This window comes from Halomonas sp. CnH100-B, assembly GCF_024124605.1.
Taxonomy (GTDB): Bacteria; Pseudomonadota; Gammaproteobacteria; order Pseudomonadales; family Halomonadaceae; genus Vreelandella.
In genome coordinates this window covers 198,938-218,006 of record NZ_JAMXRX010000003.1, presented here as the reverse complement: position 1 = coordinate 218,006, position 19,069 = coordinate 198,938, and the positions used below count along the sequence as shown (strand labels likewise).

Annotated in this window: 15 protein-coding genes; 3 read left to right on the top strand and 12 right to left on the bottom strand. The window is 58.9% G+C overall.

Features of this window, described 5'->3' with window-relative positions:
* Positions 1-8 precede the first annotated feature (8 nt).
* Both NH398_RS07755 and betT read left to right on the top strand, forming a co-directional pair.
* Complete coding sequence (locus tag NH398_RS07755; protein ID WP_253017651.1) at positions 9-431, top strand: hypothetical protein; 423 nt, start codon at positions 9-11, stop codon at positions 429-431.
* A 227-nt stretch (positions 432-658) separates the two neighbouring features.
* Positions 659-2,698, top strand: a complete 2,040-nt coding sequence (betT, locus tag NH398_RS07750; protein ID WP_253017649.1) for a choline BCCT transporter BetT — start codon at positions 659-661, stop codon at positions 2,696-2,698.
* A 69-nt stretch (positions 2,699-2,767) separates the two neighbouring features.
* Here betT and NH398_RS07745 read toward each other — a convergent pair whose 3' ends face one another.
* Positions 2,768-4,288, bottom strand: coding sequence for an aldehyde dehydrogenase family protein (locus tag NH398_RS07745; RefSeq protein ID WP_253017648.1), 1,521 nt, complete (start codon positions 4,286-4,288; stop codon positions 2,768-2,770).
* Positions 4,289-4,405: 117 nt separating this feature from the next.
* Here NH398_RS07745 and NH398_RS07740 point away from each other — a divergent pair, with 117 nt between their 5' ends.
* Positions 4,406-5,086 carry a response regulator transcription factor gene (locus NH398_RS07740; RefSeq protein WP_253017646.1) on the top strand — a complete coding sequence of 227 codons (681 nt, stop codon included), beginning with the start codon at positions 4,406-4,408 and terminating at the stop codon, positions 5,084-5,086.
* On the opposite strand, the gene NH398_RS07735 is transcribed toward NH398_RS07740, so the two are convergent.
* The 11 genes from NH398_RS07735 to NH398_RS07685 all read right to left on the bottom strand — a co-directional run bounded on the left by NH398_RS07735 (position 5,083) and on the right by NH398_RS07685 (position 19,011).
* Positions 5,083-6,456, bottom strand: a complete 1,374-nt coding sequence (locus tag NH398_RS07735) for a hybrid sensor histidine kinase/response regulator (RefSeq protein WP_253017644.1) — start codon at positions 6,454-6,456, stop codon at positions 5,083-5,085. The genes NH398_RS07740 and NH398_RS07735 overlap by 4 nt on opposite strands.
* Positions 6,434-7,591, bottom strand: a complete 1,158-nt coding sequence (gene nosP / locus NH398_RS07730) for a nitric oxide-sensing protein NosP (RefSeq protein WP_253017642.1) — start codon at positions 7,589-7,591, stop codon at positions 6,434-6,436. The genes NH398_RS07735 and nosP overlap by 23 nt, the downstream gene beginning before the upstream one ends.
* Positions 7,572-9,818: an ATP-binding protein gene (locus NH398_RS07725; RefSeq protein ID WP_253017640.1), complete on the bottom strand. Its 2,247-nt coding sequence runs from the start codon at positions 9,816-9,818 to the stop codon at positions 7,572-7,574. The genes nosP and NH398_RS07725 overlap by 20 nt, the downstream gene beginning before the upstream one ends.
* Positions 9,808-10,299, bottom strand: coding sequence for a molybdopterin-dependent oxidoreductase (locus NH398_RS07720; RefSeq protein WP_253018137.1), 492 nt, complete (start codon positions 10,297-10,299; stop codon positions 9,808-9,810). Before NH398_RS07720 ends, NH398_RS07725 begins: the two co-directional genes overlap by 11 nt.
* 185 nt (positions 10,300-10,484) lie before the next feature.
* The gene (locus NH398_RS07715) at positions 10,485-11,306 is read right to left on the bottom strand and encodes a DUF2189 domain-containing protein (RefSeq protein WP_159343069.1); all 822 of its coding nucleotides are present in this window, start codon (positions 11,304-11,306) and stop codon (positions 10,485-10,487) included.
* Positions 11,307-11,588: 282 nt separating this feature from the next.
* Positions 11,589-12,017 carry a universal stress protein gene (locus NH398_RS07710; protein WP_159343070.1) on the bottom strand — a complete coding sequence of 143 codons (429 nt, stop codon included), beginning with the start codon at positions 12,015-12,017 and terminating at the stop codon, positions 11,589-11,591.
* A 10-nt stretch (positions 12,018-12,027) separates the two neighbouring features.
* The gene (locus tag NH398_RS07705; RefSeq protein WP_159343071.1) at positions 12,028-14,628 is read right to left on the bottom strand and encodes a TRAP transporter permease; all 2,601 of its coding nucleotides are present in this window, start codon (positions 14,626-14,628) and stop codon (positions 12,028-12,030) included.
* 135 nt (positions 14,629-14,763) lie between these two features.
* Positions 14,764-15,744: a TAXI family TRAP transporter solute-binding subunit gene (locus tag NH398_RS07700; RefSeq protein ID WP_159343072.1), complete on the bottom strand. Its 981-nt coding sequence runs from the start codon at positions 15,742-15,744 to the stop codon at positions 14,764-14,766.
* A gap of 426 nt (positions 15,745-16,170) precedes the next feature.
* On the bottom strand, positions 16,171-17,472 hold the full coding sequence (locus tag NH398_RS07695; RefSeq protein WP_253017638.1) for a TRAP transporter large permease: 1,302 nt from the start codon (positions 17,470-17,472) through the stop codon (positions 16,171-16,173).
* Entirely contained in the window at positions 17,462-17,941 is a 480-nt protein-coding gene (locus tag NH398_RS07690; protein ID WP_253017629.1) for a TRAP transporter small permease, read from the bottom strand. Before NH398_RS07690 ends, NH398_RS07695 begins: the two co-directional genes overlap by 11 nt.
* 59 nt (positions 17,942-18,000) lie before the next feature.
* Entirely contained in the window at positions 18,001-19,011 is a 1,011-nt protein-coding gene (locus NH398_RS07685; protein WP_253017628.1) for a DctP family TRAP transporter solute-binding subunit, read from the bottom strand.
* Positions 19,012-19,069: the final 58 nt, after the last annotated feature.

Below are 19,069 nucleotides of genomic sequence, written 5' to 3'. Positions count from 1 at the left end.
GGTATGCCATGAAGATGTCACTTCGCCAACTGTTCGCGCCCGCTCTGCTGGCCGTCGCCCTGACACCGTTAGCCTTCACCGCACAAGCGGATCACCACGATGGCCAAGGCATGGATCGTGAGGCCATGAAAGAGCGCATGGAAGAGCGCCGCCAGGAAGTTTACCAGCGCGCTGAACTGAGCGAGGAGCAGCAAGCAGCCCTCAATGAGGCCCACGCCGAGCATCGTGAGGCCGTCCTGGCACTGCGTGAAGAGCATCAAGCCCGTGTCGCCGAGATTCTCTCCGACGAAGAGCAGCAGGCGCTGCGTGATGCCATGCACGACATGCACGCTGAGTACCGCCAGGAGCGTGGTCATAGTGGCCACGGCAAACGCGGTCACCATGACGATTCCACCCGCGACATGGACACCGAAGAGGCTGCTGCCGAGTAAGCGTTTATTTAGCGTCAAACACTCTCTCCGCGCCCAGCTTAGCTGGGCGCGTTTGTTTCTATACTCCTCCCGTAGCCCCTTACGCGCCCTGTCTCATGCGCCTCCCTCCTGGCTGGCCTGCTTGGCGCTCGACTTGAAGTGAACGCCTAAAGCGCGTATTTTATTTGAACGTTCATTCAAAAATAACGTGTTTCTCATCTTTGTCTTAACAACAGGAGTCCGCCTCCATGGCGAAAGACAACCCCGTCCTCCCCTCACGAGACCGCTTGAACCCCGTGGTTTTCCACGGCAGCGTCGCCGGTATTCTCGTGTTCTTGATCATGACGATGCTGTTCACCGAGCAAGCAGGCGCTTTCTTCGATGCAGGCCTTGCCTGGGTGAGCAAAACGTTTGGCTGGTACTACATGCTGGCGATTGTGGCGTATCTGGTGTTCGTGGTGATCATCGGCATGTCCCGTTACGGCAGCATCCGCCTTGGCCCCGACCACTCACGGCCTGAGTTCTCGCTACTCTCCTGGTCGGCCATGCTGTTTGCCGCAGGCATTGGCATTGACCTTTTGTTTTTCAGCGTTGCCGAGCCGGTTGCCCACTATTTGGCACCGCCGGATCTAACTCCTGAAAGCCAAGAGGCCATGCGCAACGCCGTGGTACAAACCTACCTGCACTGGGGGCTCTCCGGTTGGGGTCTGTACGTGCTGATGGGCATGGCCCTGGCCTACTTCAGCTACCGTCACCGTTTGCCGCTGGCGATTCGCAGCGCGCTCTATCCGCTGCTGGGCAAGCGCATTCACGGCCCGATTGGCAACGCCGTCGATATCACTGCCGTCATTTCGACCGTGTTCGGTATTGCCACCAGCTTGGGCATTGGCGTGATTCAGCTCAACTACGGCCTAAACTACATGTTCGACGTGCCGGAAACGCTGACGGTGCAGGTCATTTTGATCGTGCTGGTGGTCGTACTCGCCACGATCTCGGTAGTCACCGGCGTCGAGAAAGGCATTCGTCGCCTCTCCGAGTTCAACATGCTGTTGGCCCTGGCGCTGATGCTGTTCGTGCTCTTTTCCGGCGACACCCTGGTGGTGCTGGATAAGGTGGTCAACAACGCGGGCGACTATCTCTCTGGCTTCGTGGCTGCCAGCTTCGACACCTACGCCTTTGCCGATGAAGGCGCCCAAGAGTGGAAAATGTGGTGGACCATCTTCTTCTGGGGCTGGTGGATCGCCTGGACGCCTTTCGTAGGCCTGTTCCTGGCGCGTATCTCTCGCGGTCGTACCATTCGTCAGTTCGTGGCCGGTGCGCTGTTCATTCCGCTGTCGTTCATGATGGTGTGGATGTCCATTTTCGGTAACAGCGGTATCGAGCTGGTCGCCAACCAGGGCGTTGTCGAGCTGGGCGAACAGGCGCTGAACTCACCGCAAACCACGCTGTATACGCTGCTTGAGTACTACCCCTATGTGGGCATTACCGCCGCCGTCGTGACCGTGTTGGGTATCGTCTTCTTCATTACCTCGGCGGATTCGGGTGCGCTGGTATTGGCCAACTTCACCTCGATCTTAAGCGACGTGAACCACGATGCGCCGGTGAAGCTGCGCATCTTCTGGTCGGCCGTGATTGGCTTGATTACCGTGGCTCTGCTCATGGCAGGCGGCTTAAACGCGCTACAAAGCGCAGTCGTGATTACGGCGCTGCCCTTCTCGGTGGTGATCTTTGCCATCATGGTGGGCACCTATAAAGCGCTGAAGCTGGAAGGCAGCAAAGCCGACGCACGCCGCATGATTGCGGGCGGTGCCCCGGGCGGCGACTGGCGGGAGCGTTTGGATCGCGCGCTGGACACCTCCAACCGTGCCGGTGCCGCGGCGACCATTCAGCACTCGATTCGCCCCGCGATGACACAGTTTGCCCAGGAGCTGGAGAGCCGTGGTCAGGCCGCTAACGTCACCGAAGAGCAGGTCGAGGGGGAGTCGCTGCCCACGCTGACGCTTCAGGTCGATTTTGGTGACGCGACGAGCTTTGTTTACCAGGTTTGCCCGCACCGCATGCGGACACCGAGCTTTATTCCAGCAGACGATGACTTCTACGTGCGTCTGGATGTGTACCTTGCCGAAGGCGGTCAGGAGAAAGACCTCAATGGCTACACTCGGGGTCAGGTGATTGGGGATTTGGTGGCCGAGTACGAGCGCCACTTGCACTTCCTCACCCTGGCAGGTGGCCACGTACAGGCCATGCCGGGCACCATTGGCGAACCGCCAGAGGATGCTCAGCTGTAACGGCACTCGCCCAATAAGAAACCCCGGTCTATTGACCGGGGTTTTTTGTGCTTGCCGTACTCGAGCGCTTTAGAAGAATCCCAGCGGGTTGATATCGTAGCTCACCAGCAGATTCTTGGTTTGCTGGTAGTGCTCGAGTGCCATCTTGTGGGTTTCACGACCCACGCCCGACTTCTTGTAGCCGCCGAAAGCAGCATGGGCGGGGTACTGGTGGTAGCAGTTGGTCCAGACGCGGCCCGCTTGAATGCCACGGCCCATGCGGAAGGCCACGTTGATGTCGCGGCTCCACACGCCCGCCCCCAAGCCAAACTCGGTATCGTTGGCAATCGCCAGCGCTTCCTCTTCGTCCTTGAAGGTCGTCACCGCGACCACCGGACCAAAAATCTCCTCCTGGAAGACACGCATCTTGTTGGTGCCTTTCAACAGCGTTGGCTGAATGTAGTAACCGCTGTTGATGCTGTCATCCAGCGTCTCTTTATTACCGCCGGTGAGGAACTCGGCGCCCTCGTCCCGGGCGATATCCATGTACGACATGATCTTGTCGAACTGCTCTTGGGATGCCTGAGCGCCCACCTGAACGTCGGTATCCAGCGGGTTACCCCGTTTGATGGTTTTGGTGCGCTCGATGACTTTCGCCATGAACTCGTCGTACATGCTCTCTTGAATCAGCGCCCGTGACGGGCAGGTGCACACTTCCCCTTGGTTGAAGAAGGCCAGCACCAGTCCTTCTACTGCTTTGTCGATGAACGTCGGCTCGGCGTTCATGATGTCGGCAAAGTAGATATTGGGGGACTTACCGCCCAGCTCGACGGTAGAGGGAATGATGTTCTCTGCCGCACACTTCAGAATATGCGAGCCCACCGGCGTCGAACCGGTAAAGGCGATCTTGGCGATGCGCTTGCTGGTCGCCAGCGCCTGACCGGCTTCCGCGCCAAAACCGTTGACGATATTGAGTACGCCCGGCGGCAGCAGGTCGCCAATCAACTCGGCGACTTTCAAAATGGAAGCAGGGGTCTGCTCGGCGGGCTTTAGAACGACGCAATTACCTGCCGCCAGCGCCGGACCTAGCTTCCACGCTGCCATCAAGATCGGGAAGTTCCAAGGGATGATTTGCCCCACCACGCCCAGCGGCTCGTGGAAGTGATACGCCACGGTGTTGGCGTCGATATCGGCGGCGGTGCCCTCCTGGGAGCGCAGGCAGCCGGCGAAGTAGCGGAAGTGGTCGACGGCCAGCGGGATGTCCGCATTGAGGGTTTCACGCACCGCTTTGCCGTTATCCCACGTTTCGGCCACGGCCAGCATTTCGAGGTTTTGCTCGATGCGATCGGCGATTTTGAGCAGGATATTACTGCGCTCTTGTACCGAGGTCTTGCCCCACGTCGGAGCGGCTTTATGGGCCGCGTCTAACGCTTTTTCGATATCTTCAGCGCTAGAGCGGGGAATTTCACAGAACACTTTGCCGTTCACTGGGCTAATGTTGTCGAAGTACTGACCGTTCACCGGGGGGACGAATTCACCGCCGATGTAGTTGCCATAGCGCTTTTCGAACGACACAACAGAGCCCGCTTCACCTGGGTTGGCGTAGATCATGGTACTGCTCCTGAGTATTATGATTATTAAAAGGTGCCTACCCAGTGTTGGCCACTCACGCCATTCACGATATAGCCCGATGGCAGGACGCACCCTCATTCCTTGGTAGGAGACGCCATGTACTCGCTGTTAGTGGCAGATGACCATCCGCTGTTCCGCGATGCGCTGCACGCGGTAATTCGCAGCGGCTTCACCGATACGGAGCTGGTCGAAGCCGACAGCCTTGCCGCGGCCATCGCACGTATCGAAGCGCAAGAGGGGCTGGACCTGCTGTTGCTCGATTTGAGCCTGCCGGATGCCGACGGGCTAGAGGGGCTGAAAGCGCTTCGCGAGACGTTTCCCTGGCTGCCGGTCGCCATCGTTTCTGCCCATCAGGAGCGCCAGCTCGTACTCGATGCCATAACGCTAGGGGCAGTGGGCTATATCCCAAAATCGACGCCACGGGAGCAGCTGCTTGCCGCCCTGCAGCAAATCCTCCAAGGGCAGCTCTATTTGCCCGCCGAGATCATGCGCCGCCCTCCTCCCAGGCCTCCTTCGGCACCCGGCGCGACACTCTCGGACCACCGCCAGAGTCGCTTACCTCGGCTGACCGACAAACAGTTGGATGTGTTGAGCTGCATGAGCCAGGGCATGTCGAACAAGCAGATTGCCCGAGAACTTGCCATCGCTGAAACCACGGTCAAAACCCATGTATCGGCGATTTTGCGTAAGCTCGGCGCGAGCAGCCGAGTGCACGCCATTGTCATGGCTGGCGAGGAAGATCTAAGCGGTTATCTTGCGAAACGTCCGGTGCGTTAACGGCTCTCCAACAGCGTGCCCAGCAGCATTTTGAGACGCAGCGGTTTGAGCGGTTTTAGCAGACAGTGGATCCCTGCTTCGCGGGTAGCACGCTTCACCGCGGCCTCATGGTTGGCAGTGATCACCACGGCGGCTAACCCAGGGTAGCGTCGACGCAGTCGAGCAGCGAGGTCGATGCCGTTCTCTCGATGGTCGCCGAGATGGTAATCCACCAATAGAACGGCGGGGCGTTCACCGTCGCTAGCCGCTTCCAACGCGCTCACCGTCGCGGCCGCGCGTACCCGGCATCCCCAACTGCCCAGGAGCGCCTGCATGCCTTCGGTAATGGCCGGATCATCGTCCACCACCCACACGACGCACCCTTGCAAGGGATCGTCATCCCACTCGATGGACGTTCGCGAGGGCGCGGCGCTGTCCTCGCCGATGTCGGCATAGGGCACCAAAATGGAGAACAGAGAGCCGTGGCCCAGTCGAGAGGCCAACCGAACGGGGTGGCCCAGCATCGTGCTAATGCGATCCACGATGGCCAACCCCAAACCCAACCCGCGACTCTGGTTCGCCTGCGGCTGGCTGGCGCGGCGAAACTCCAAAAAAATCGCCTGACGCTGCGGTTCGGGGATACCCGGGCCGGTATCCCCAACCATGATCTCCAATCCGTCGCGGCGGCGGCGGCAACCTAACAGCAAGTGGCCATGTTCAGTGTAGCGCACCGCATTGCTGAGAAAATTACGCACAACCCGAGCCAGCAGCGCCAGGTCGGATTCCACCCACACCAGGGAGGGGACGTAGTGCAGGCTGAGCCCGCGAACCCCGGCCACTTGGCGGTACTCCTCAGCCAACGCATCCAGCAGCGTGTTGACGGCAAAGGGCGCTTTATCGGCGTGGAGCACTCCGGCGTCAAGACGGGAGATGTCCACCAGCGTTCCCAGCAGCCCTTCGACATCTTTCAGCGACCGGCCAATATGGCCGACCAGTGCTTGGGACGCTGCCGGCAGCGCATGGGCTTCCAGGGCACTGGCGAACAGTCGAGCGGCGTTGAGCGGCTGAAGCAGGTCATGACTGACTGCGGCCAGGAATTTGGTTTTCGACTCATTGGCCGCTTGGGCGTCGGCATGAGCGGCCAACAGCCGAGCGTTGACCTGACTCAACTCATCCAGCGTGCGGTGCAGCGCGTCGGTGCGCTCGCGCACCTGCTCGGCGAGCAGCACGGAGCGTTCGAACGCGGCGTAGGGCGCGCCGTTGGGAGCACCGCCAGCCTCCACCCGCTCCATGAGCGCCGTACACACGCTGCGCAAGCGCCGATTCTCTTCGCGCAGGGCTGCCACATCGTCGTCCCGTGGCGACGAATCAGAGAGCTGGAAGAGTGCCAAACGCCACCCCCGTAAAGGTTTGGTTCACATGCATGCCATGGTGCTGCTCGCCGTAGGTATTGAAACCGACCACCCTCGCCCGACGCAGCAGCGCGGAGGCTTGGTCGAGTTGATCCAGCGACTCCAGCGCCATGCGCCTTAAAAAGCAGTCGCAGCCAATGATGGCGGCAGGTTCGCCTAGACGGGCTTCTAGGCGCTGCAGCATACAGGCTAAATCGTCCAGCAGCGGCGTGGGCTGCATAGCGGTGAGCACGATGCCGTTCTCGACCGCGCAGTAGAAGCTTAGACTGCCGTCGTCATTGACCCGCTGAATCGAGCGAACGTAGTGCTGGCCGCCCAAGTGCACCGCCAGCGGGTGTCGGGCGAAGACCGCCGGTGCCAACGCCTCGACCGGACAGCCCACCAGAGCAGCATACAATTCGGCGGCGGGTACACCGTTGAGTTCAAGGACGCGGCGACGCTCCCGGTCCGCCCCGGTGACCACCAGCTTATGCTCGAGCGGCTCAAGATGGTGGGTAGAGAAGACGTCAAACGGCAGCCGAGTATTCATCATGACGACCACCGCCGCTCGGGTATGAAAGCGCCCGTTGGCATACACATGGGTGTGGGTGAGATGGTTATCGTCGCCTGCGGAACCTCCAAAGCTTGGAATACGCCCGAGTGCCGCATCCAACGTTGCCAGTACCTGCTCCTCGCGGCTTGAAAGGCCATCCAGCAGTGTCAGGGCAAAGCTGTGTTCGTTGACCGGAGCCACGGCTTGTCGGCGGCAGCGCTCCAAGAGCGCATCGACCAGCGGCTGCGCGACGGGTAAATCGAAATGATCCAGGTCATCGATCAGTGCGGTTTCGACGGCAAAAAAGCGTCGATCGAAGCAGATGGCAACGATCGAACCACGGTCATAGCCATCGGGCGTTAGCTCGCCCGCCGTGGTGCAGCCGCTGACGGGCAGCTCACCAAATGCCTGACAGAGTGCATCAGCCAGCCGATCCAGCGGGTACTCAGCGCTGCAAAAAAACAGCACGAAACCGGCGTGCTCATGACACAACTCGGCCGCCAGCGCATAGGCAGCCACCTGCGGGTCGGCCTCACGGCTCGCAGCCGCGATCAGGCCACGGTTAGTGAAGCTGGTGATCACGACGCCATGTCTCCAGCGTAGCGTGAGTACGTGCCGCACAGTGGCGGAGCGCGTTGAAACAGGCATCCAGCGACGCCAACGATGCCTCATCATGGGCAGCCATGGTTTCTAACCGCTTGGCCTGAACGGCAAGCAGCTCGGCACCTATGCTCACGGATTCCCCCCGTAACTGATGCGCCAGCCGCTGGACCTGATACCAGTGTTCGCGATCGGGCTGGCTACCGGGCGCAAAATAGCCCGCAAGCTGGGCGATGTAGTCGTTCACCTGCTGGTGGTAGAGCACCACCAGTTGGTTGACGCTGTCAGGGCCTAGCGAGCCAATGAGCGTTGCCAGTGTCGCCTCATTGAGCAGAGCCGCGTCATTCCCTTCCTGCGTGGACGCCAAGCGCGCGGGGGCGACGGGCGTCTGCGTGGGCGAGAGCTGCAGCGCCAACACGTTACCCAGGGCTAGCAGCGAGAGCGGCTTGGTGATGTAGTCATTCATGCCCGCAGCGAGACAGCGTCGACGATCATCCTCAGCGCCACCGGCGGTCATCGCCACGATGGGTACCTCGCTGCACCAGCCCCCTATCGCCCGCAATTGCCGCGTGACGGTGATGCCGTCGATATCCGGCAGTTGAATGTCCATGAAGATGAGATGCACCTGCTGACGCTGCACCATCGCCAGAGCGTCGCGGCCATTTTCTGCGCACACCACCTCGCAGCCCAACCGTGATAGTAGCCCCACCGCTACTTTGCGATTGACCGCGTTATCCTCTACCAAGAGCAGCGACGTGCCGCCAAAGTCCCGCGTAGGCTCGGCGGGCAGCGGTTTCGTGACAGGGGTCGCTTCGACGAGCGGCAACTCACACCAGAAAGTACTGCCCTGGCCCGGCGTACTGTTAACGCCCAGCCGCCCCTGCATGGCTTCACTCAACCGCTTACAGATGGCCAAGCCCAAACCGGTGCCGCCATAGCGACGTGCAACGCTTTCATCCGCCTGCTGGAAGGGTTCGAAAAGCGTTTCTTGCTGTTCGCTATTGAGCCCGCAGCCGGTATCGGTGATGTCGAACGAGAGATACTCGACGGTCGACGATACCCGAATCGAGACGCTGCCGTAGTCGGTGAACTTGATCGCATTGGCAATGAGGTTGAGCAGGATCTGCCGCAAACGCCCCGCGTCGATCATCACCCAGGCTGGCACCAGTGGGTCCACGTACAGCGACAGCTGAAGCCCTTTTGCCTGCGCTCTGGGTTCAAAGAGCGCCATGACCCCTTCTACCAGCGGCTTAAGCGCGGTCGGCGACGTTTCCAGGGTCAAATGGCCGGCCTCGATTTTGGAGAAATCGAGAATCTCGTTGATCATCGCGAGTAGCTGGTTGGCACTCTCGTGAATGGTGCGGGCGTAGTCTTCGACCTGGGCGGGACTGGCGGGCTCGCGCAGCAGCTCACTCATCCCAATCACGCCGTTGAGCGGCGTGCGAATTTCATGGCTGACCATGGCTAGAAAGTCCGATTTCGCATGGTTGGCGGCTTGCGCCTGCTTTGCCGTCACCTGAAGCTGTTTACTGAGCTGCTCTTGCTCCCGTCGCGCTGCTGCGCTCTCGCGCATCTCACGCACCAGAAAGACAATGACCGTCAGCACGGCGAAGCTCATTCCAATCAGCAGAGAAATCAGTAATTTATACAGCGTACTCAGAAGCGCACGCTCTTCGGTGGCAGACTCCGCTAAATAGCCGTTGATCGTAATCACCAAGCGCTCGGTCAGTCGAGTCAGCGCCTGTAGCTCGGTCTCCAACGCCGTGACGGGCAGCCGAGCCATGGACTCGTGAGGTTCGAACATGGGGTCGAGGGTGTCGAGCTGCTGCTGAATGTGGTCCAGCAGTTCACTGGCGGCACTAATACTTTGCAACAGCGAGCTGACTTCCCCTTCGCGTAGCAGGGTGATACGGCTGTAGAGCAGCTCGAAGCGGAGATTGAGCTCGTCCTGGGCGGCCGGTGATAAAGGGCCTCGGGTCTCTGCCAGCAAATGGTTGAGCAGTTGCACGGCGTCACGATCGAGCTTGTAAACCACCCAGGCGGTATCTTCACGCAGGCTTTGCGTCAAGTTGTCCTGGCGCCAAGCCGATAAGCCAGCCACCACCAACGCCGCCGCAAACAGCAGCACGGTAATGATGGCAACCAGCTTGAGGCGACGCGGGTAGCGCAGCAGGCGGGGCGCCCGTGCGGCAGACTCACTAGTGGACATGGATGTGCATGACCTGCCACACGGCTCTGAAGCGCATACGCTCACTCAACAGCGCTTCGTCATGATCGAAGGGGTAAAGCACCCATAACGGACCATATTCGCGGATGGGAATGGTCTGTCCGTCTCGCTCAAGGGCCAAAATCACGTCGTAGTCGTAAAAATCCTCGGTGGGAATCTCCGCTTCATAGCCATTCAACGCCGCCACGTTAATGGTATCGCCCTCTGCCCCGACGTGTTCGAGCAGCGTGCGCATCAACGGTCCACGGTAGTGGCTCGTGCCTTCGGTCCACGGCGTACCGGTGGTGAACTCATGCTGAGGCAAAGCGCTCAACATGGCACGATCGAAGTGGGCCTCATCGTCGACGTTGGCCGCTGTCATGTCTCCCTCTATCTTGAGAATCACCGGCCCGCTAGGCGTTGCCAGTGTTCCCGTCTCTGCCGCGTCCGCTAGCCCCGTATGGGGAATGCTGAACGCCAGCATAGTCCACCCCAATAACAACGCTTTCACTACCGACTCCTCGTATCGTAGTGCCTGAGCGACGCGACGGCTGTCGCAAGCGCAAGGCAATAAAAAAGAGATGGCGTTAGGGTACGCCATCTCGATTCATTGGTCAGTTGAATGTCGACTTTTTTGGTAAGCGGAGCGTAACGCGAAGGTTGCCTTCGTTAGGTTTTGAGTTTTTCCACCGGCTCGAACCGTACCAGTTCTTCGTAGGCGTGCCAGCTCGCGTGGCCGAGAACGGGCAGTATGAGCGCCAAACCGATATAGAACGTCATGACGCCCACCAGTACGCAGCCCGTCAGGATGGCGGCCCATAGCAGCATGGGGCGGAAATTGCGGGCCACACAGCGCACGCTAGCTTCGATGCCCTCCATAAACGTGAGGTCTTGATCCATGAGCGTAGGAATGGCGACGACGCTGATGGCAAAAGCACCAAAGGCCAGAACGCCACCGGCAACGGTGCCGACGGCAAGCATGCTAAGCCCTTCGGGCGTTGTGACCAGCGCCGTGTAGAGCGTAGCTGGGCTGGGCACTTCGAATCCGAAAAAGAGCGCAAAGAGCAGTGTGGCGAGACGTATCCATGCCAAAAAGAAGATCATCATCATCACGCCCATCATGGCGAGCTGACCCGCATGCGGCCGCCAACTACCGAACGCGTCGCCCAAGTTAGGAACTCGCCCGCGCTCAAGCGCTAAGCTGATACCGTAGGAGCCCACCGCCACGAGCGGCCCAATGAACATGAAGCCAGCAATCATGGGCAGCAACCAGTGCCAGTAGCCCAAGGTGTAGGCCCCCAGCGTAATGGCGATACTTAACCCCACCCAGAACATGCCGTAGGACAAGCTGATGGCCGAGGCACGGCGAAAATCTTCGACGCCTGCAGCGAGCCAGGCTTTGGGCCTGTCCATGCCGACCTTGTTGATGATGATTTTAACGTTGGGCGCATCGGCTGATTGGCCGTGAGTTTTTGTTGTTACTGCATTCATGGCGTAACTCCTATGATTTACCCCAAATGGCTGTCACTGACCCAAGCACCAAGGTAAATAGCTACCATGTGTGTTGACACCATTAATCCAACGTTAATGGCTTAATGTTCTTTTAATGTAGCTGAGCCAGTGTCACGTGAAGGGCTTTCCCGCCACTCAGTACAAAAAATCCTCCTCTGGCGCTCTTAACGACAATTAATTCGATGCGTTAGCGTGTCGTGATATTCACGACAAAAAAAAGCTCCAGGCCAATGGCCCGGAGCTTCGTGGGGTAGACGGCGTTCAGCGCACGATCATCACCGATATCTTGGCATGATGAACGACATGCTCCGCATTGGGGCCAAGCACGTAATCGACGAACTTACGTTTGGTGTGCGACGCCATCACGATCAGGTCGGCATCGATTTTCTTGCCGACTTTGATAATGGCCTCCCAAGGCGAGCCATCAACGATCACACTTTGGGTCTTGATCCCTTCCGGCACCTGCTCTTGAATGAACTTGTGCTGCGCCTCTTTCATGGCCACATGCGCTTTTTCAGAGAAGTTTTTCGGAAAATAAGCGCCCACCATGGGCATTTTGAATTCCGGCAGTACCGTCACCACGTGTAGCGATGCCCCAAAGGTTTGGCACAGGGTCACCGCCGTAGGCAGCGCTTTCTTCCATGACGCTTCTTCGTTCAAGTCCACGGGCAGTAGCACTTTATGGTACATGGCAACCTCCTTAGGCAGCGGCCACTTCGTTGGACTGCTCTTGACGCCGACGGCGGCGCTGCATCACCACGACCAAGCCAAAGATGCCCAGGGCAGGCAGCCACATCCACTCTTTGGTCCAGCGATCCACCGGGGCCAACACTTCGAGGATCTCTTGGTCGAAATCGAAGCCCAATTCGGCCGCTTGGCTACCAAACTCGACGAAATCGACCAGCGTTTGGTCACCGTCTTCGTAAAGCTCGATGCCCAGGTTCGCCATGCGCTCTTCCCCCGTGTCACCGCGCGGTACGGGAACGAGGACATAGGTGGTCATGGGCGCACCGAAATCGTCCTCACCGGCAATTTGCACGCGCAGGTTGCTTCCATCATCGACTCGGCCTAGTGCCTCAGCGAACTGAGCAGGCGGCACCGACTCGTAGGGGTCGTGGATCTTGTCCATCCAGAAGCCGGGACGGAACAGCGTAAAGGCAACCAGCAGCAGCAGCAGCGACTCGTACCAACGGTTACGGGTGAGCATGTAACCTTGGGTGCCCGCGGCGAAGATCAACATGGCGATAGTCGCGACGATGAACACCAGAATGCCCTGCACCACCGTGACATCGATCAACAGCAAATCCGTGTTGAAGATGAACAGAAACGGCAGGGCAGCAGTACGCAGGCTGTAGTAGAACGCCTGGAAGCCGGTGCGCAGTGGATCGCCTCCTGACACGGCCGCCGCCGCAAAGGAGGCCAGGCCTACGGGCGGTGTGACATCCGCCATGATGCCGAAGTAGAAAACGAACAGGTGAACGGCAATCAGCGGGACGATCAGGCCGTTTTGCTGACCCAGCAGCACGATCACCGGGGCCATCAGTGCCGACACCACGATGTAGTTCGCCGTCGTCGGCAAGCCCATGCCCAGGATCAGACTTAGCAGGGCCGTCAGCAGCAGAATCATCATCAGGTTGCCGCCGGAGAGAATCTCGACGACGTCCGCCAGTACCAAGCCTACGCCGGTTTGCGATACCGCACCCACCACGATACCGGCAGTGGCCGTCGCGATACCGATACCGATCATGTTACGCGCGCCGGTGACCAGGCCATCCCACAGGTCTTTAAAGCCTTCTTTGATATCGGCGGCCATCTGGCTGCGACCGCGGAAGATCGCAATGATCGGACGCTGAGTGACCATGATGAAGATCATGAACATGGTGGCCCAGAACGCGGACAGTCCAGGCGACAGACGCTCGACCATCAAGCACCACACCAGTACCACGACCGGCAGAATGTAGTGCAGGCCGACCATGACCGTCGGGCGGGTTTGCGGCAGTGTCACGACTTCGGAGTTGGGATCGTCCATCTCCAGCTCGGGGTAGTTGGCTCCCACTTTTAGCAGCGCCACATAGACGATCGCTAGACCGACGGAGACGACCCAAGGAGTCGCTTCACCCAGCACGGGTTTTAGCCAACCCAGGCCATAGTAAACGGCAATCGAGAGCCCCATGAGCAGCAGTAAGCCGGTCATGAAACCAATCACTTTATTTAGTAGAGGACGCGCCGGGTTGCTGGACGGCAGGCCTTTCATATTGGCCTTGAGCGCTTCCAAGTGAACGATGTAGATCAGCGCGATATAGGAGATCAGCGCTGGCAAGAAGGCGTGTTTGATCACGTCGACGTAGGGAATACCGACGTACTCTACCATCAAGAACGCCGCTGCCCCCATGACGGGTGGCATGATCTGGCCGTTCACCGAGGAGGAGACTTCCACCGCGCCCGCTTTCTCAGCGCTAAAGCCGACTCGCTTCATCATCGGAATCGTAAAGGTACCGGTCGTCACGGTATTGGCAATCGACGACCCCGAGATCAAGCCGGTCATACCAGACGCCACCACCGCCGCTTTGGCCGGGCCGCCTTTAAAGTGGCCAAGCAGCGAGAAGGCCACTTTGATGAAATAGTTACCGGCACCCGCTTTATCCAACAATGCCCCGAACAACACAAACAGGAACACGAAACTCGTCGAAACCCCCAGCGCAATACCGAACACGCCTTGGGTGCCCAGCCACTGGTGGTTGATCAAACCGCCGAGACTCACACCACGGTGAGCCAAAATGCCCGGCATGTAAGGGCCAAACAAGGAGTACGCAATAAACACCGCTGCCACGACCATCAGAGGCGGCCCCAGTGCACGACGGGTGGCTTCTAACAACATCAATATGCCAACGACGCCCACGACGATATCCTGGGTAATCGGCAACCCAGGCCGCTGGGCCAAATCGGCATAGAAAATGAATAGGTAGGCGCCGCAAAACGCCGCTACCGCTGCCAGGACCCAGTCGGCCAGCGGCACACGATCACGGGGCGAACGCTTGAAGGCGGGGTACGCCATGAAGGCTAAAAAGAGCGCAAACGCCAAATGAATCGAGCGCGCCTCCGTGGCGCTAAACACGCCAAAGCCAACGATATAGGGAAGTGGCGATGCAATCCATAGCTGAAACAGCGACCAGATGGCTGCAATACTCACGAGCAGCTTTCCAGGTACGCCTAGGGGTTTCCGTGCCCCTGTATCGCTGGAAGCGACCATATCCTCCAGGTCGTTCTCAGCGGCTGCCGAAGGGTGTTTGTCATCACGCATACGCTTGCCCTGCCTAATGGTCAGCGCTGACAATCAGCGCTCTCAACAAGAAGCGCGGACACCCAAGGTGCCCGCGCTTTGCAACTCAAAGCGACGCTACTCACCTTCCGTCAATAGCGTCACTCTTTTTACGACTTATTCGATCCAGCCACGCTCACGGTAGTAACGCGCTGCGCCATCGTGCAGCGGCGCGGTCAAGCCGTCAGAGATCATGTCTTCTTCGTTCAGGTTCTCGAACGCCGGGTGCAGACGCTTGAAGCGATCGAAGTTTTCGAAGACGGCTTTCACCGTTTCATAAACGATGTCTTCATCAACAGCGGTGGAAGAAACGAAGGTTGCCGCCACACCGAAAGTTTCGACGTCTTCGTCGTTACCACGGTAGAGGCCACCCGGAATCACGGAACGAGTGTAATAGGGGTACTCTTCGATCAGGCCGTCGATCTCTTCACCGGTGACGGAGACCAGACGCGCGTCGATGGTGGTGGTCGCTTCTTGGATAGAGCCATTCGGGTGGCCTACCACGTACACCATGGCATCGATGTTGTTGTCAGACAGGGCAGCCGCCTGCTCGGCAGCATCTAGCTGCGACGCCAGGGCGAAGGTATCTTCGTCCCAACCGAACGCATCCATGACGACATCCATGGTGTTACGCTGGCCAGAACCAGGGTTACCGATGTTGACGCGCTTGCCAGGGAAATCGCTGATGTTCTCGATACCGGAATCCGCGCGGGCCACCACGGTCAGCGGCTCGCCGTGCATGGTGAAGACGGCACGCATGTCTTCCCAAGCGCCTTCTTCTTCGAAGTTGGCTTCACCGTGGTAAGCACGGTACTGAACGTCGGACTGTACAACGCCCATGTCCAGCTCGCCGCTCTTCATGCCATTGACGTTCGCCACGGAGCCACCGGTGGACGGGGCGTTACAGCGGATGTTGTGCTCATCGCTGCCACGGTTGACCATGCGGCATACCGACTGGCCAACGACATAGTAAACACCGGTTTGGCCGCCGGTACCGATCGTGATGTAGCGCTCCTGGGCAACGGCCGGAGAGGCAAAGGTTGCCGCAGCAATGAACGCGCCTGAGAAGGCCGCGGTAGAAAATACATGGCGTTTCATGAACACACCTCTTTATCTTGATGTTGTGAGCGTTATGCGCTTTGAAGCCACCTGCAGAACGGTTCCCTTCAGGTGTTTCGGTTCCAAAACGTTGTCAAGACAGTCTGTTATCAACCTCGGCATTTAGTGCCGACTGTTCCTACTTTAGCGAAAAAAAAGCTAATTGGCGAAGCGCGATGCAATTTAGCGTGTCGTGCAGTGCAGCATTCACACCCGATGTTTCACGATTTCCATCGGCGGGCAATGCCACCATCGACATAGCTGGCAAAACGAAACGGGCAGCCCGCTTAGGCCGCATCACACTTACCATAGGCACGCTTGGCACTCTTCATTAGTTTAGCGGCCTGTAACGTTTAGTAAGCGTTAAACATCCTGATACGCGTATGCCTGTTCGGCATGGGCTATCACCCATCGTTTATCCGAGGCTCACACGTTATAACCCAGCACCGTGGGAAGCCATAGTGCAATGCCTGGAAAGATCGCCACGAGCGCCAGTGCACCACCCATCGCCACCACGAAGAGTAGCGCCCACCCAAGGGTATGTTCCAAACGAATCTTGGCGACTTCCGTCGTGACCATCAGATTCACCGCCACCGGCGGGGTAAACTGACCGATCGCAATGTTCATGGCCAGCAAAATACCGAACCACACCGGGTTCCACTCGAAATGCTGCATCACCGGAATCAGAATCGGCATCATGATCAGGTAAATGGAAATCGCGTCTAGCAGCATGCCTGCCACCAGCACCGCTAACATGACGAGGACCAGCAGTAGCACTCCATTGTCGGTCAAGCCAATGATCCACTCCGCCAAATGACGGAAGGTGCCCAGCATGGTGCCTGCCCAGGCAAAGATACCTGCCAGCGCAATGATCAGCATGACCACGCCCGAGATGATTGCGGCCTCCCCTAGCAGCTCCCATACATCGCGTAGCGTGAGTTCTCGCGTCAAGAACAAGCCCACTACCGCTCCGTAGGCAACGGCGACCACGGCGGCTTCCGTGGGGGTAAAGAGGCCTGAACGCAGCCCTCCTAAAATCAGCACCGGCGCAAACAACGCAGGCAGCGCTTCACGGAAGGTGCCTCGTACCGTCAGCCTGTCAGCTCCCTCTACCGGTGTTCCCTCCCAGCCATAGCGTTTGGCGGCCAACATGGCCGGCACCAGCAGCGCCAAACCTGCCAACACACCTGGAAACAACCCCGCCGCAAACAGCGCGCGAAGATCGACACCCGGTACCACGATCGAGTAGAGAATCAGTGCAACCGAGGGAGGAATCAAAATCGCCGTCGAGGCCGAAGCCGCGATCAGCGTGGCAGAGAACGGCTTGGGGTAGCCTGCCTTGGTCATGCTGGGTAGCATCACCATGGCCACGGCGGCGGCATCGGCGGGGCCCGAGCCGCTCATGCCGCCCATGATCATACATACTAACACCGCAACCAGCGCCAGCCCGCCGTGCCGTGGCCCAATCAATGCCTGAGCAAACCGCACCAAACGCAGCGCTACGCCTGCCCGCTCGAAAATCAACCCGGTGAGAATAAACAGCGGAATGGCAATCAAGGGGTACTTGGCGATGCTGTTATAGGTATTGGTACCCAGGGTGGCGAGCATGTCTGGCGATAGACCCAGCACGATGCCCACCGCACCAGAAAGCGCCAAGGAGAACGCTACCGGCACGCCGGCTATCAGCAGTCCGGCAAAGGCTAGAATCATCCAAATATCAGGCGTCACTGTTTATCTCCCCCGCCAATCGGTCACGGGTTTGCTGCACCAAGCGCCACAGCATGGCCGCAGATAATACGGGCAGCCATACCAAGTACCACCACTGCGGCAGCCCCAAGCCCGGCGACAGTGACTCCCACTGATACTCCTGCCATGCCAGCTTGCCGCCGTACCAAGTAATTAAACCCAATACGATCAGGCCACACAGGGCTTGAAAAAGAATCAGCGCGCCTCGCCACCGTGGCGGCAAGGCGCGCTCTAAAAAGCCAATGCGGATATGCCGGTCGCGACGCAAAGCAACCGACGCACCGGCGAAGGTCAACACGACCAATAGGAAAACGGAAAACTCTTCGGTAAACGAAAACGAGCCGCCTGTTAGGTAGCGGGTCACCACATTGCCCAGGCTAATCAACGCAATGACAATCAGCGCGAGCGCGCCGAGCCAGCGCTCGGGGCGCGCATCGGGGAAGCCTTTCATGGCAGCCTCACATCAGCAAGCTGCCGCCCTTGGCGGGCGGCAGTGAAAACACACGAACATCAACGGGCGTCGATAGCGGTTTGAGCGGCCTCGACCAGCTCTTCACCGATACGTGGGACCCATTTTTCGTAGACGGATTGAGTGGCTTCCACGAACGCTTGATACTGCTCATCGGTGAGTTCGGTGACGGTCACTCCGCGCTCTTGGATCGCGGCCAAACGCTCGCTCTCCTGCTCACGGGTCATGGCAATTTCCCAGGCACCCGCCTCTTCGGCCGTTTCGCGCAGCATCGTTTGCTGCTCGTCACTCAACGACTGCCAGACCTGCTGGTTAACGGCAAAAATCAGCGGATCGTTCATGTAGTTCCATAGGGTCAAATGCTCCTGGCCTACTTGATCGATACGTGCCACGTCAAAGACCGACAGCGGGTTTTCCTGGCCATCGACCGCGCCCGTGGTGAGAGCGGGTTGGGCGTCGGTCCAGCTCATCTGCGTAGGGTCAGCGCCTAAGGCGGAGAACGTATCCTGGAACAGCGGCGAGCCCACTACGCGGATCTTCAGGCCGTCCAGATCCTCCGGCTGGCTGATCGGGCCGCGGGAGTTGGATACCTGACGAAAGCCATTTTCACCCCAAGCCAGCGGAATAACGCCACGAGACTCGATCGCCTCGAACACCAGAGACCCCGCCTCACCACCCGTCACGGCATCGACGGCGGCCTCATCAGGAACAAAGAATGGTAAAGAGAACAGGTTCAGTTCCGGCACTTGAGGCGACCAGTTGATGGTGGACCCCACCGCGGCATCAATCAGGCCAGAACGCATGGCGGAAAACTCACGGGTTTGGTCACCCGACACCAGCTGAGAGTTGGGGTAAACCCGCAGGGTGAGTTCACCACCGCTGCGCTCTTCTACCAATTCCGCCCACTTCTCGGCGGCTTGGCCCCAAGGAAAGGCTTCTGAAAGCACGGTAGAGACCGAGAGTTCGCGCGCTTGCGCAGAAAACGCAGCCGAGAGCAGTGCAGCGCCAGCCAAGCCAGCGGTGAAACGAGCCATAGAGCGTGTCAGCGTCATTATTATCGATCCTTTTTTATCGGTTCTTATAAGGTGCCTAGCTTTTCAAAACCATCGG

Coding starts and splice junctions, on each gene's coding strand:
- NH398_RS07725 (WP_253017640.1), bottom strand. CDS start 9,818: ATGTCCACTAGTGAGTCTGCCGCACGGGCGCCCCGCCTGCTGCGCTAC.
- NH398_RS07720 (WP_253018137.1), bottom strand. CDS start 10,299: ATGCTGGCGTTCAGCATTCCCCATACGGGGCTAGCGGACGCGGCAGAG.
- betT (WP_253017649.1), top strand. CDS start 659: ATGGCGAAAGACAACCCCGTCCTCCCCTCACGAGACCGCTTGAACCCC.
- NH398_RS07700 (WP_159343072.1), bottom strand. CDS start 15,744: ATGAAACGCCATGTATTTTCTACCGCGGCCTTCTCAGGCGCGTTCATT.
- NH398_RS07755 (WP_253017651.1), top strand. CDS start 9: ATGAAGATGTCACTTCGCCAACTGTTCGCGCCCGCTCTGCTGGCCGTC.
- NH398_RS07745 (WP_253017648.1), bottom strand. CDS start 4,288: ATGATCTACGCCAACCCAGGTGAAGCGGGCTCTGTTGTGTCGTTCGAA.
- NH398_RS07710 (WP_159343070.1), bottom strand. CDS start 12,017: ATGTACCATAAAGTGCTACTGCCCGTGGACTTGAACGAAGAAGCGTCA.
- NH398_RS07715 (WP_159343069.1), bottom strand. CDS start 11,306: ATGAATGCAGTAACAACAAAAACTCACGGCCAATCAGCCGATGCGCCC.
- NH398_RS07685 (WP_253017628.1), bottom strand. CDS start 19,011: ATGACGCTGACACGCTCTATGGCTCGTTTCACCGCTGGCTTGGCTGGC.
- NH398_RS07705 (WP_159343071.1), bottom strand. CDS start 14,628: ATGCGTGATGACAAACACCCTTCGGCAGCCGCTGAGAACGACCTGGAG.
- NH398_RS07740 (WP_253017646.1), top strand. CDS start 4,406: ATGTACTCGCTGTTAGTGGCAGATGACCATCCGCTGTTCCGCGATGCG.
- NH398_RS07690 (WP_253017629.1), bottom strand. CDS start 17,941: ATGAAAGGCTTCCCCGATGCGCGCCCCGAGCGCTGGCTCGGCGCGCTC.